Raw genomic sequence first — 13,157 nt, 5'->3', positions numbered from 1 at the left:
ATGAAAACAAAGCTTTTTTTACTCTTATTCATCAGTATTTATTTTGTTCATGCCAACGACTTCAAATTTGGAAAAGTTTCTAAGGAAGAAATCTCAGAAACACAACACCCGCTTGAACCTGATGCTAATGCAGCAATTCTTTATAAAAAGGAAAGGGTTGTTTACAATTACGATTATGAGAGGGGTTGGTCCATTATCAAAGAGGCTCATTACAGAATTAAAATTTATAGTAAAGAAGGCCTTGATTGGGCAACCCTTCAGGTTCCTCTGTACATATCGGGATCTGATGAAGAAAAAATTTCTAGCGTAAAAGGTTTCACTTTTAATATAGTTGATGAAAAAATAGTGAGCGAGAAACTCAAAAAAGATGGTGTTTTTGTGGAGAAAATAAATAAATATAGGAACAAAGCATCCATTACTATGCCCGAGGTCAAAGAAGGAAGCGTTTTGGATATTCAGTTTAGAGTTAACTCACCTCTTTATTGGCACATGGATGATTTTAGATTTCAATATGCCATTCCTGTAAACAATGTGCATTTAAACTTAAACATACCACAATATTTTGTTTTTAAAAGGCATAGCAAAGGGTTTTACCCTATAAAACTGAATGAATCGAGAGGGAGCAGGTCTATAAGCGTATCATATAGATCAGAAGATGATCCATCTGGTCGATCAATAAAAACTTCACGCAAAAATGGAACATTGGATTTCTATGAAAATATGTATGAAGTCAATGCTAGCAACCTTCCGTCGTTAAAAGAAGAAATATATACCAATAATATAGACAATTACAGAGCAGCAATAAAGTTTGAGCTAGCTTCCACTCAATTTCCAAACAGACCCTATAAAAACTATAGTTTAAGCTGGGAAGGAGTGGCAAAATCAATATATGAGTCTGACAATTTTGGACCAGAATTAAAGAAGACAAATTATTTTGAAGAAGAAGTTGATAAAATAATTATGGGCAAAACCGATGATGCAGAAAAAGCTATGTTAATTTTTGAGTTCGTGAAATCGAAAATGACATGGGATAAATATGTAGGGGTTACTTGTAGCCAAGGGATTAAGAAAGCTTATAAAGAAGGTACAGGTAATGTAGCCGAAATAAATTTAATGCTTACGGCAATGTTTAGATATGCGGGATTAAAAGCCAATCCAGTATTGGTAAGCACTAGATCACATGGTATTCCACTTTTTCCAACTACCGATGGATTTAACTATGTTATTTCAGGAGTCGAAGTAATGGATAATGTTATTCTTTTTGATGCTACAGAAGAAAACACTTCTCCGGGTATTCTTCCTAATAGGGTATTAAACTGGATGGGGCGACTTGTTCGCAAGGATGGAAGTTCTGCCCAAGTTGATTTAATTCCGAAGGAACCTTCAAAGGAATTGCATTATATGAACGCAAGAATTAACACTGATGGTTCTGTTGAAGGTAGAAGAAGAACACAGTACTCTAATCAACTAGCGTTATCTTTTAGAGATGTTTTGGACAATACAGATGAAGAAACTTACTTGGAAGAACTTGAAAATAGTTATGGAGAAATGGAAATCTCCTCCTTTAACATTAAGAACAAAGATGAATTTTCAAAACCGGTAGTTGAGACTTGTGAGTTTAGTAAAGAAAATCAATGTGAATTCTTGGGCGATAAGATATATTTTAGACCAATGCTTTTTTTAGCGCAGACAAATAATCCATTTAAAATGGATAAAAGAGAATATCCGATTGATTTTACTTTTCCTAGGCAAAAAAAATACATGATTAATTTATCTATTCCGGAAGGATACCAAATAGAGTCATTACCAGAAAATGCCATAGTTCAATTACCTAACCAAGCTGGAACGTTTAAGTTTAAAATAGTATCTCAAGAAAATCAGATTAGGGTGAGTGTTTCAACAGAATTTACAACTGCACTTTTCCCTTCAGATTATTATGATGCTTTAAAAGAGTATTATAAAAATATGGTGCTAAAACAATCAGAAAAAGTAGTTTTGTCCAAAATATAGGTTATGGACATCCAAAACGCCCAAAAAGCAGTCGACGAATGGATTAAAAAGCATGGAGTTCGCTACTTTAATGAATTGACGAACATGGCACAATTAACCGAAGAAGTTGGAGAAGTTGCCAGAATCATTGCAAGAAGATATGGGGAACAAAGTGAAAAAGAATCAGATAAAGTAAAGGATTTAGGGGAAGAACTGGCAGATGTGCTCTTTGTGGTACTCTGTCTTTCCAACCAAACAGGCATAGATTTGCAGGAAGCTTTTGATAAAAAATTGGATTTAAAGGCGAAACGGGACCATCACCGTCATCAGAATAATGAAAAGCTCAAATAAACTATATTTGAGCTTTTATTTTTTTAAGGATAACCAATAAAGAATTCAACGTTTGAAACTCCAACTTTCCTACCTTCAAGAAAAAGTAATAAACAAGACCATAAAAATTACAGGCTCCAAAAGCGAGACCAATAGGTCACTGTTATTGCAAGCTCTTTTTCCAAATATAACCATTGAAAACCTGTCCAATTCAGATGATGGGGAAGTCATGCAAAAAGGATTGAAAAAATCAACAGGAGAAGTCGATATACACCATGCAGGCACGGCTATGCGATTTCTTACGGCGTATTTTGCCTCGCAAGAGGGAAAAGAAGTGGTTTTAACAGGGTCCAAACGCATGCAGGAACGGCCCATTAAAGTGTTGGTAGAAGCGCTAACAGATTTGGGAGCAGAAATTGCATACGTAAAAGAACAAGGATATCCACCTATAAAAATAACAGGTAAAAAACTAAACAGAAGTAAGGTTTCCTTGCCTGCCAATATAAGTAGTCAATATATATCTGCTTTATTGCTAATAGCACCAAGCCTTGAAAATGGACTGGAATTGGAGCTTGTTGGAAAAATTACCTCAGTTCCATATATTAAAATGACATTGGCACTTCTAGACCAAATAGGAGTAAACACACAATTTGAAGGAAACTCAATAAAGATTAAACCAAAAAATGAAGTTAAGGATACAACTTTAGTAGTGGAATCGGATTGGAGTTCTGCAAGCTATTTCTATAGTATTGTTGCATTATCAGATGTTGGCACTAAAATTCAATTGTCTTCTTATAAGAAGAATTCTTTACAAGGGGATAGTGTATTGTCCGAGATTTATAAAGATTTTGGAGTTGAAACCTCTTTTTCAGAAAATCAGATAACAATTACAAAGGCTGCCAATAGTAAATTGGCAACTGTCACCTATGACTTGTCCAATGCTCCAGATACGGCACAAACTATCTCAGTTACTTGTTTGGGCCTTAATATAGGGTGCCATCTTTCCGGTTTGCATACGTTGCCCATTAAGGAAACAGACAGGTTGGCTGCAATGAAGACAGAATTGGAAAAATTGGGAGCTCAAGTTGATATTGATGCGGAAAGTCTGACGTTACATGCTTTAGAACAAATGAAGTCAGGAGTTTCCATTGATACCTACAACGATCATAGAATGGCCATGGCGTTTGGTCCTTTGGCCCTAAAAACCAAACTGATCATAAATGATGCGGGCGTGGTTTCAAAATCTTATCCAGACTTCTGGAAAGACTTGGGAACACTTGGATTTGATATCATTGAAATGTAATTCGCATTTAATCACCAAATTACTTGACATCCCCTATCTCGAGATTGTATATTTGCCATCTTTAAAAAAAAAATCCTAAACAAGTCTACATGAAATTATCAAACTTCAACTTTGAATTACCTAAAGAATTATTGGCAGAATATCCCGCAGAGAATAGGGATGAATCCAAACTTATGGTAATCCATAGAGAAACTGGAAAAATTGAACACAAAATGTTCAAAGATCTTATTGATTATTTTGATGAAGGAGATGTAATGGCCTTGAACAATACAAAGGTATTTCCGGCAAGACTTTATGGGAATAAGGAAAAGACAGGTGCTCGGATTGAAGTTTTTTTACTGCGTGAATTGAACCAAGAACAACGCCTTTGGGATGTTTTGGTTGATCCAGCAAGAAAAATAAGAATAGGCAACAAATTGTATTTTGGGGAAGATGAGAGTTTGGTGGCAGAAGTAATTGATAATACTACCTCTAGAGGAAGAACCTTGCGTTTTCTTTATGATGGTTCCTATACTGATTTTAGAAGAAAATTACGTGAGCTTGGGGAAACACCTCTACCAAAATATATTAAACGCGGTGTTGAGCCAGAGGATGAAGAAAGATATCAAACCATTTATGCAAAGCACGAAGGTGCAGTGGCAGCGCCAACAGCAGGATTGCATTTTTCCAAGCATTTGCTAAAAAGACTTGAAATAAAGGGTATTAACTTTGCCGAAGTTACCCTGCATGTTGGATTGGGGACATTCAACCCGGTTGAAGTGGAAGATTTGTCCAAACATAAAATGGATAGCGAAGAGTTGGTTATTGATGAAAAGGCCACAGAAATCATAAACAACGCAAAGGAAAATAAAAAGCGTATTTGTGCTGTGGGTACAACGGTAATGAGAGGCTTGGAAAGCGCAGTTTCATCAGGACATACGTTGAATACTTTTGAAGGGTGGACGAATAAATTTATATTCCCCCCATATGATTTTAGTATTGCAAACTGTATGATTACTAATTTCCATTTGCCAAAATCCACGCTTTTGATGATGGTTTCTGCATTTATTGGACATGATCTTATGAAAAAGGCCTATAAGCAAGCAATCTTGGAAGGATATCGTTTTTATTCCTACGGAGATGCAATGTTGGTCATCTAAAACATAAAAGTTTAAAACAAGATAAGTCCCGCTTGATTGATAAATGAATCAGCGGGATTTTTTCTTGACTATCTTTAACAAGTGGAGATTAAAAAGAAGGACATAAGGGCGCTTACCAAAGAACAGTTACGGGATTTTTTCGTAAAAGAAGGAGATAAGGCTTTTCGTGGCAATCAGGTTTATGAGTGGTTATGGCAAAAGTCTGCACATTCTTTTGATTCCATGACCAATATTTCTAAAGAAACCAGGAATATGTTGGAGGCTAACTTTGTCATCAACCATATTAAGGTAGATCAAATGCAGCGCAGTAGTGATGGCACCATTAAAAATGCGGTAAGACTTCATGATGACCTAGTTGTTGAATCTGTTTTGATTCCAACAGCAACAAGAACCACTGCCTGTGTCTCTAGTCAAGTTGGATGTAGTTTAGATTGTAGATTTTGTGCCACAGCACGTTTAAAAAGAATGAGAAACCTGAATCCTGATGAGATTTATGATCAGGTCGTGGCCATTGACAATGAAAGCCGATTGTATTTTGATAGGCCTTTGAGCAATATTGTTTTCATGGGCATGGGAGAGCCCCTAATGAACTACAACAATGTACTTAAGGCAATCGAGAAAATAACATCGCCCGAAGGGCTTGGGATGTCACCTAAGCGAATCATAGTTTCTACCTCTGGAGTTCCCAAAATCATTAAAAAGATGGCAGATGAGGAGGTAAAGTTTGGCTTGGCGGTCTCTTTGCACTCGGCAATAGATGAGGTTAGAACATCCATAATGCCTTTTAATGCCACTTTTCCATTAAAAGATTTACGGGAAGCACTCCAGTATTGGTATAGCAAGACCAAAAACAGGATAACCTATGAATATGTGGTGTGGGAAGGAATAAACGATACACAAGAAGCTGCCGATGCTTTGGTCAAGTTTTGCAAGTTTGCCCCTTCAAAAGTTAATTTAATAGAGTATAATCCTATTGATGATGGCGAATTTCAACAAGCTTCAAACGTTGCTGTGGAGATGTACCAGAACACTTTAGAGAAAAACGGAATTACGGTAACCGTAAGAAGGTCTCGTGGCAAGGATATTGACGCTGCCTGCGGGCAACTTGCCAATAAGAGTTAGTTTATAGAATAGGTCATTTGCTGGTAATAGCCTTATTTCTTTTTCAATACATATTTATAAACCCCAACATCATTTTTATTGGCAGACAAGGTCAATGTATTCTCATTTATGGTATAGTTGTATGTGCCGTTTAAGATTAAGTTCCAATCAAAATCGGCAGTCCATATATTTTTATCTGTAAATTGAATAGTATTATTTTCCACTTCATAAGCACCGCTTCCGCCAGCTGGAAATCTGTTGGGTCCTGTTGAACTTGAAAATTCTCCTCCGCCGAAAGAAACTTCTACTGGATTTGAGAACGTTTGGTCATTTTGATATTCTACAGTAAATGTTCCCTCATATTCTCCTTCTAATGTTGTTAAAAAATTATCGTCACTATTTCCACAGCTTAAAATACATATGAAAAACCCAACAAATAAGATTGATTTAAATTTCATCTTCTTTCTTTAATTCACAGATGTAAAACTTAAGTCAAAGTTGCGTTATGTATTAACCATTGAAGAAGCAGCTCTATATTGCAGATTGTCGATGGTTTTGTACTACTATCTTAAAACTTGAAACTTCCAAGGGTGAACTCTGGCATTTTCCCTACTTTTAGACATTGAAAACCAAATTAATCAAAGGCTAAATTCCATTGAAGGTAGTTTCGCAAATAAGAGAGCCCATTGAACATGAAATGGAACTTTTTGAGGAAAAGTTCCTTAAGTCCATGTCTTCAAAAGTGGCATTGTTCAATAGAATCACGTACTACATCGTAAATAGAAAAGGCAAGCAAATGCGCCCAATGTTTGTTTTTCTTACTGCCAAATTGATTAATGGCGGCGCTGTAAACGATAGAACTTATTGTGGCGCTTCAATTATTGAACTCATACATACCGCAAGCTTGGTACATGACGATGTGGTGGACGACAGTCATAAAAGAAGGGGTTTTTTTTCCATCAATGCTCTTTGGAAAAACAAAATTGCAGTTTTGGTAGGTGATTTTCTTTTTTCAAAAGGTGTTTTGGTTGCTTTGGAAAACAAGGATTATGATCTTTTGCATATTATTTCCAATGCAGTAAAGGACATGAGCGAAGGGGAATTGCTGCAGATAGAAAAAGCACGCCTTTTAGATATTACCGAAGATGTGTATTATGATATCATCCGTCAAAAAACGGCTACCCTTATCGCAGCCTGTTGCAGCATGGGTGCATGCTCCGTTAAACCAGATTCTGAAGATGTAGAAACTTTTAGGAAATTTGGAGAGCTTTGTGGAATGGCCTTTCAGATTAAAGATGACCTTTTTGACTATGGAGCGGAAAAGATTGGGAAGCCAACGGGAATAGACATTAAGGAACAAAAAATGACGCTTCCATTGATTTACGCACTAAATGAGAGTGACAAAGAAAAAAAACAATGGTTGATCAACTCAATTAAAAAACATAACAAGAATAAAACAAGGGTTAAGGAGGTAATTGCTTACGTAAAGGAAAAAGGCGGATTGGATTACGCTGTGACCAAAATGATTTCCTTTAAAGATGAAGCTCTGGCATTACTGGAAAATTACCCAGATTCAGAATATAAAAGCGCCCTTACACTTATGGTAAACTATGTAGTAGAGCGTAAAAAGTAAATTTTCCATCTCCATTCTTTTAAGTGCCTGTTTGGGCATGTAATATGAATCTTCATAAAAAAATACTTCCCTAGACAACCCTTTTAGGTTTTGTCACGTCTATCTTTATAGAAAACAAACCGAGAACCACTTTTGAAGATTATCTCTTTGCATACAAATGATAAGCTTTTGATCAAAAAAGCCATTGCTGGTGACCAGCAGGCACAAAAACTCTTGTATGAAAAGTTTTCACCTAAAATGCTGGGGGTTTGTAGGCAATACATCAAGGATCTTCAGTTTGCAGAAGATATAATGGTAAATGGGTTTGTCAAGGTCTTTCAAAATTTAAAATCCTTTCAGCACAAAGGAAGTTTTGAAGGATGGATCAGAAAAATCATGGTTCGAGAAAGTATTTCTTATTTACGCAAAAGACAATTTGTGGTCTACGATGATGAGGTGTATGAATCTCAGCCAAAAGAAATAGAAGGAAGTAGCACATTATTGGATGTGGAATACGTACAACAATTAATAGATAAACTTCCTGAAGGATATAAAATGGTTTTTTTACTGTATGCAATAGAAGGCTATAAACACCAAGAGATTGCCAAAATGTTGAAAATTTCTGAAGGGACCTCAAAATCACAGTTGTTCAAAGCCAGAAAAATGCTTCAGGAAAATTTGACCCTAAAGGGAATGTCACCTAGAATTAAATCTGGGGATTAAAGAAATTATAATGGAGAAATTGGAGAAACATATAAAAGAAAGATTGGAGGAGCGAAAAATTTCGCCTTCAGCAGGAGCATGGGACAGGGTTTCTGCGCAAATTCCAGTGAAAGAGAAACCAAATCAAAAAGGTTGGTATTTATATGCCATTGCCGCTAGTTTTGTAGGTATTGTTTTGGTTTCAATATTCTTTTTTAAATCAGAAGAACCCAAGGAAAGTACCATTCAAGTTGTAGAAGAGCATAATAGAAAACAGGAAGAGGCACTTACCGAAGAGGGCAAGATCAATTTTCAGAATGTTGAACTTAATAAACCGGGCATTGTAGAAAAGGCATACAATAATAGAACTCAAGAAAAAACCAATGACTTAAAGTTGCAGGCATTGCCCTTACAGACAGAAGTGGCGGAAGAGACTGTAAAAGAGCCATTGCAAGACAGTTTTTTAAAAGAACCCAACGATTTAATAGCTCAGAAAGTAAATCAAGTAGTGGCCCAGGTGGAGTTTTTGGAAAACACAAATGCTGAAGTGACCGATGCTGAGATAGATTCACTTTTAAGAGCCGCACAACGACAAATTATCACGGAACAGTTGTTTACAGAAAGCAGCTCTGTAGATGCCATGGCATTGCTGTCAGAAGTTGAGATTGAACTGGATGATTCATTTAGGGATCAAATTTTTGATGCACTTAAAGATGGCTACTCAAAATTAAGAACAGCTGTGGCCGACCGAAACAATTAAAAATATTCATCAATCAGAAAGCCTTTTTTAGTTTCCCTATCCCGATAACAGTCGGGTAGGGAGGTTAGAAGGGAGAAAAAATCAAAGAACATCATGAGAACAATTACACTTTATTTGGCAACACTTTTTCTATTATTTCTTTCTCATCAGGTAGTTGGGCAAGAAAAGTATGAGCGAAAAATAGAAATACTAAAAGCTCAAAAGGAAAAGATAACCCAACAAGAAAAAGATGCGCTAAAATTTGAAGTTAAGGATATAAACAGGCGTCTTGGTAAGGGAGATTTATCACCTGAAGAAGCTAAACTCCTTAAGGCGGAGGTAGCAAAAAAAAGAGCCAAGAATATTGAAAATAGAATTGCAATCGTTGAAAACCAAATATTGTTATTAGAGAGAAATCAAGGAGATGCACTTGCCATAGTGGAGACAGATACGATTACGCACGAAGGCGTTCGACTGGGAATTGATATTGATGGGAGACCCGCTTTTTCTTTCCGGTCGCGTGAATGGAAAAAGGAGATTAAATATGATAGGCGTACGTATTCAGATTTTGTCTTTGCCATTGGGTTGAATAATGCCATAATTGAGGGGCAATCTTTAGATGATTCGCCATATAAGGTTGGGGGAAGCAGGTTTTTTGAAATGGGCTGGCAATGGCGGACACGGGTTTTTAAACAATCTAATTGGATGCGATTACATTATGGTTTTTCGTTCCAGTTTAACGGATTAAAGCCCGACGACAACCAAATTTTTGTACAGAACGGAGATCAAACGACATTGGAGGAGTTTGAGTTTGAGCTGGACAAATCTAAACTTCGAATGGATAATCTTGTATTTCCCGTTCATTTGGAGTTTGGTCCTTCTAGACTGCGTAAAACTGAAAAGAGTTTTAGGTATTCCATTCAAAACCAATTTAGGATAGGTTTTGGTGGTTATGGAGGGTTTAACCTTGGTACCCGTCAAAAATTGAAGTACAGTAGGGATGGAGAGCAGGTAAAGGACAAATTCAAAAGGGATTATAATACAAGCGACTTAATTTATGGTTTAAGTGGATATGTAGGTTTTGATGGAATACTTTTATACGTGAAGTATGATTTGAACCCTATATTTAAAGACGCTGTTGTAGAACAGAATAATATTTCCTTGGGCTTTCGGTTCGATCTGTAGACCAGTCAAAAATACCTCCCTGTCATCTAGAATGTCATTAAATAAAAAGGGAGGTATTTTGCTAATTTGTAAAGGCATTGAATCAACCTAGTTCCTTTTTCATTTCTGGAGTAAAATCTTCTTTGTAATATACCCTCCTGCAGTGCGAGCATTCGGCATACCGGGATACACTTATTTTAAATAGTGGAATCCAAAATAGGTGAAAATAATTTGGTTGAGAAACTGCTGTTAAGGTTCCCATCTGTGAGCAATATCTACAGATAGTATTGCGCAACGCCTTGGTTTCCTTTTTTCCTGTTTTGGTTCCGAAAAACAAAATCATTTTTGAGTTGTCTTATGTTTCGAGTCAAAAATCAGAAAAATATTTGATTCAAACCTATTTTTGCCTGAGCCGACTAATCAAACCAAAACCTGGTTGTTTTTTTATTCCATCCTGCTTTGTAATCTGCGTTGGTGAAGTAAATTTTCACATCTGCTTTGTAATCCGCGTCCACAAAGAAAATTTTCTTATCCGCTTTATAATCAACATCTGTAAAGTACCACCTACCTTTATTTCCAAGTACTTTATAATCCGCGTCGACCTTGAATACCCAAAGATCAGCTTTGTAAGCAGCATCTACCCTGTATACTTTGACATCCGCCTTGTGGAAAGCATCAACAGTGTAAACTTTTTGCGCCCAAGCATTTCCCATTAACAACAAAACAGGTAGAAAAACGAATACCTTTTTTGATTTAGAATGAGTCATTTATTTTTATTGATTAAATCGTTATGTATAGATGATTGGATTACTGGCTTACAATATCATCGACTTTTGGACTTGACCCATATTCATTTTTTGCGGAATTACCTCCCTTAACAATTTTTGCCAAAAGCCAGATAGATTCAATTACAGGAACTTGGGTTATAAATATTACCTGACCACTTTTCCAAATCATTGGATCATAGTATTTGCAAAGTAGTTTTTCGGTTGATTAGCTATGTTGTTAATTTGATGAATATCGATTTTCATGTGATGGATGATTCATTTCGGTGATTTTTTCGTTTTTTAGCTACCTTTAAAGGCTATTTAAAGCATTACATTGATTTCAAAAACTACCATAGACCAAGTATATGAAACCGCTCGTTTAGAGGAGGTAATTGGCGATTTTGTACAGTTGAAGAAAGCAGGTTCTAATTTTAAAGGGTTAAGTCCGTTTTCTGATGAACGCACCCCAAGTTTTATGGTATCGCCAGTAAAGCAGATTTGGAAAGACTTTAGTAGCGGAAAAGGAGGCAATGTTGTTGCATTTTTAATGGAGCATGAGCATTTTACCTATCCCGAGGCCATAAGGTATTTGGCTAAAAAGTATAACATTGAGCTTGAGGAGACAGAACAGTCAGATGAGCAAAAGGAACAGGCCAATGAAAGGGAAAGCATGTACCTTGTCTCTGAATATGCGCAAAAGTATTTTACTGAAACCTTGTGGGAAACTGAGCCTGGGAAAGCAATTGGTCTAACGTATTTTAAAGAGCGTGGCTTTACGGACAGCACTATAAAAAAATTCAATTTAGGTTATGGGTTGGATGAATGGGATGCCTTCACCAATGCAGCGTTGGAGAAAGGTTATCAACTTGAATTTTTAGAAAAAACGGGATTAACCATAGTTAAAGATCAAACAGGCAGGGAATCTAGAAAGTTTGACCGTTTTAAAGGCCGCGTGTTGTTTCCAATCCATTCTATGAGCGGCAGGGTTCTGGGTTTTGGAGGAAGAATTCTAACCAGTGATAAAAAAGCTGCCAAATATTTAAATTCTCCTGAGAGCGATATTTATCATAAAAGCAAGGTGCTGTATGGAATCTACTATGCTAAGCAGGCAATTGCTAAGGAGGATAATTGCTTTTTGGTAGAAGGATATACAGATGTCATACAATTGCATCAGCGAGGGGTAGAAAATGTGGTTGCTTCTAGTGGAACGGCACTTACTCCAGAACAAATAAGGTTGATCAATAGACTTACAAAAAACATCACTGTACTTTTTGATGGAGATGCAGCGGGTCTTAGGGCCTCTCTTAGGGGGATAGATTTGATTTTGGAGCAAGGCATGAATGTAAAAGTCTGTACTTTTCCGGAAGGTGAGGACCCAGATAGTTTTGCCAAAAGCAACACCTATGAGGACTTGGTTCTTTATTTAGAGGAAAATGCCAAGGATTTTATTCAGTTTAAAACTTCCCTTTTAGCTGAAGAAGCTGCTAATGATCCAATAAAAAGGGCAGATACGGTCAGAGATATTGTAAACAGTATTAGTAAAATACCTGATCAAATAAAGAAGGAAATCTATATACAGGAATGTGCCAAAATAATGCAGATTTCTGAAGAAGTACTGTACAACACGCTGGCTCAAATAGATAAAAAAGGAGCTACAGATTCGAACAAAAAACTTAAACAAGAACAAAGGGCCTTTCAAGTTGTAAAAAACAATCAGGTTGTTGAAAAGGTGGATGTGCAGTTTGAATTGGAGCGAAAAATCATTGAAATGCTCCTCTTGTATGGAAGCCAGAAACAGGAATTTGAGGATTTGGTTTTAAAAGAAAATGAAGAAGGCGATTTGGTGTTGGAACCAGAAATTGTTGAGGCCAAAGTTTACGAAAAAGTGTATCTAGACCTTCAAGAAGATGAAATTGAACTTACCAATGAACAGTTTAGGACAATCTATTATAGGCTTATAGAAGATTTAAATGAAAGTGAAGAGTTTACGGTAAATACCTTTTTATCCAATTTGGACCAGGAGATGATAAGGGAAGTATCTTCGATCTTAATGGAAGAAGAAAAATATAAGTTGGATGATTGGGCCAGAAAAGATATCTATCCTAAAGGTAAAGGACATGGTGTTGCGCAATTAGTGGGTGAAACCATACTCACATTGCGTTGTTACCTAATCAAAAACCGAATTGAAAAACTACAAAAACGCACTGAAGGCAGCACGGACGATAACTCTGAGGTTTTGGAAGAAATTGTTAATTACCTGCAGTTGAACAAATTGTTGAATGCCAAATTAAACAGGGTGCTTTCTTAACAT

13 protein-coding genes are annotated in these 13,157 nt (G+C 36.5%); 10 read left to right on the top strand and 3 right to left on the bottom strand.

Going from position 1 to position 13,157, the window contains the following annotated elements; genetic code table 11:
* The 5 genes from DKG77_RS13855 to rlmN all read left to right on the top strand — a co-directional run bounded on the left by DKG77_RS13855 (nt 1) and on the right by rlmN (nt 5,883).
* Nucleotides 1-2,010: a transglutaminase domain-containing protein gene (locus DKG77_RS13855; protein ID WP_109664142.1), complete on the top strand. Its 2,010-nt coding sequence runs from the start codon at nt 1-3 to the stop codon at nt 2,008-2,010.
* Nucleotides 2,011-2,013: 3 nt separating this feature from the next.
* Nucleotides 2,014-2,340 carry a nucleotide pyrophosphohydrolase gene (locus tag DKG77_RS13850; protein ID WP_109664139.1) on the top strand — a complete coding sequence of 109 codons (327 nt, stop codon included), beginning with the start codon at nt 2,014-2,016 and terminating at the stop codon, nt 2,338-2,340.
* A gap of 52 nt (nt 2,341-2,392) precedes the next feature.
* Complete coding sequence (aroA, locus tag DKG77_RS13845) at nt 2,393-3,622, top strand: 3-phosphoshikimate 1-carboxyvinyltransferase (protein ID WP_109664137.1); 1,230 nt, start codon at nt 2,393-2,395, stop codon at nt 3,620-3,622.
* A gap of 89 nt (nt 3,623-3,711) precedes the next feature.
* Nucleotides 3,712-4,761: a tRNA preQ1(34) S-adenosylmethionine ribosyltransferase-isomerase QueA gene (queA, locus tag DKG77_RS13840; protein ID WP_109664134.1), complete on the top strand. Its 1,050-nt coding sequence runs from the start codon at nt 3,712-3,714 to the stop codon at nt 4,759-4,761.
* A gap of 81 nt (nt 4,762-4,842) precedes the next feature.
* Entirely contained in the window at nt 4,843-5,883 is a 1,041-nt protein-coding gene (gene rlmN, locus DKG77_RS13835) for a dual-specificity RNA methyltransferase RlmN (RefSeq protein WP_109664131.1), read from the top strand.
* A 32-nt stretch (nt 5,884-5,915) separates the two neighbouring features.
* Here rlmN and DKG77_RS13830 read toward each other — a convergent pair whose 3' ends face one another.
* Nucleotides 5,916-6,320 (bottom strand): META domain-containing protein, encoded by a 405-nt coding sequence (locus DKG77_RS13830; RefSeq protein WP_109664128.1) that lies wholly within the window; start codon nt 6,318-6,320, stop codon nt 5,916-5,918.
* Nucleotides 6,321-6,517: 197 nt separating this feature from the next.
* Between DKG77_RS13830 and DKG77_RS13825 the strand changes: the two genes are divergently transcribed.
* The 4 genes from DKG77_RS13825 to DKG77_RS13810 all read left to right on the top strand — a co-directional run bounded on the left by DKG77_RS13825 (nt 6,518) and on the right by DKG77_RS13810 (nt 10,100).
* Nucleotides 6,518-7,495: a polyprenyl synthetase family protein gene (locus tag DKG77_RS13825; RefSeq protein WP_109664126.1), complete on the top strand. Its 978-nt coding sequence runs from the start codon at nt 6,518-6,520 to the stop codon at nt 7,493-7,495.
* 132 nt (nt 7,496-7,627) lie between these two features.
* Nucleotides 7,628-8,197: an RNA polymerase sigma factor gene (locus DKG77_RS13820; protein WP_109664123.1), complete on the top strand. Its 570-nt coding sequence runs from the start codon at nt 7,628-7,630 to the stop codon at nt 8,195-8,197.
* 10 nt (nt 8,198-8,207) lie between these two features.
* A complete protein-coding gene (locus tag DKG77_RS13815; RefSeq protein ID WP_109664120.1) occupies nt 8,208-8,936 on the top strand; it encodes a hypothetical protein in 729 nt (242 codons plus the stop codon).
* A 93-nt stretch (nt 8,937-9,029) separates the two neighbouring features.
* Nucleotides 9,030-10,100 (top strand): hypothetical protein, encoded by a 1,071-nt coding sequence (locus DKG77_RS13810; protein WP_109664117.1) that lies wholly within the window; start codon nt 9,030-9,032, stop codon nt 10,098-10,100.
* Nucleotides 10,101-10,182: 82 nt separating this feature from the next.
* On the opposite strand, the gene DKG77_RS13805 is transcribed toward DKG77_RS13810, so the two are convergent.
* Nucleotides 10,183-10,422 (bottom strand): zinc-ribbon domain-containing protein, encoded by a 240-nt coding sequence (locus DKG77_RS13805; RefSeq protein WP_109664114.1) that lies wholly within the window; start codon nt 10,420-10,422, stop codon nt 10,183-10,185.
* 73 nt (nt 10,423-10,495) lie between these two features.
* The gene (locus DKG77_RS13800; protein WP_109664112.1) at nt 10,496-10,846 is read right to left on the bottom strand and encodes a 7(1) septoil knot domain-containing protein; all 351 of its coding nucleotides are present in this window, start codon (nt 10,844-10,846) and stop codon (nt 10,496-10,498) included.
* 334 nt (nt 10,847-11,180) lie between these two features.
* On the opposite strand from DKG77_RS13800, the gene dnaG reads away from it, so the two are divergent.
* Complete coding sequence (dnaG, locus tag DKG77_RS13795) at nt 11,181-13,154, top strand: DNA primase (RefSeq protein ID WP_109664109.1); 1,974 nt, start codon at nt 11,181-11,183, stop codon at nt 13,152-13,154.
* The last annotated feature ends 3 nt before the right edge of the window (nt 13,155-13,157 follow it).

The organism is Flagellimonas aquimarina (genome assembly GCF_003149745.1).
GTDB classification, from domain to species: Bacteria; Bacteroidota; Bacteroidia; order Flavobacteriales; family Flavobacteriaceae; genus Flagellimonas; species Flagellimonas aquimarina.
This window is presented reverse-complemented; position numbering and strand designations above follow the sequence as displayed.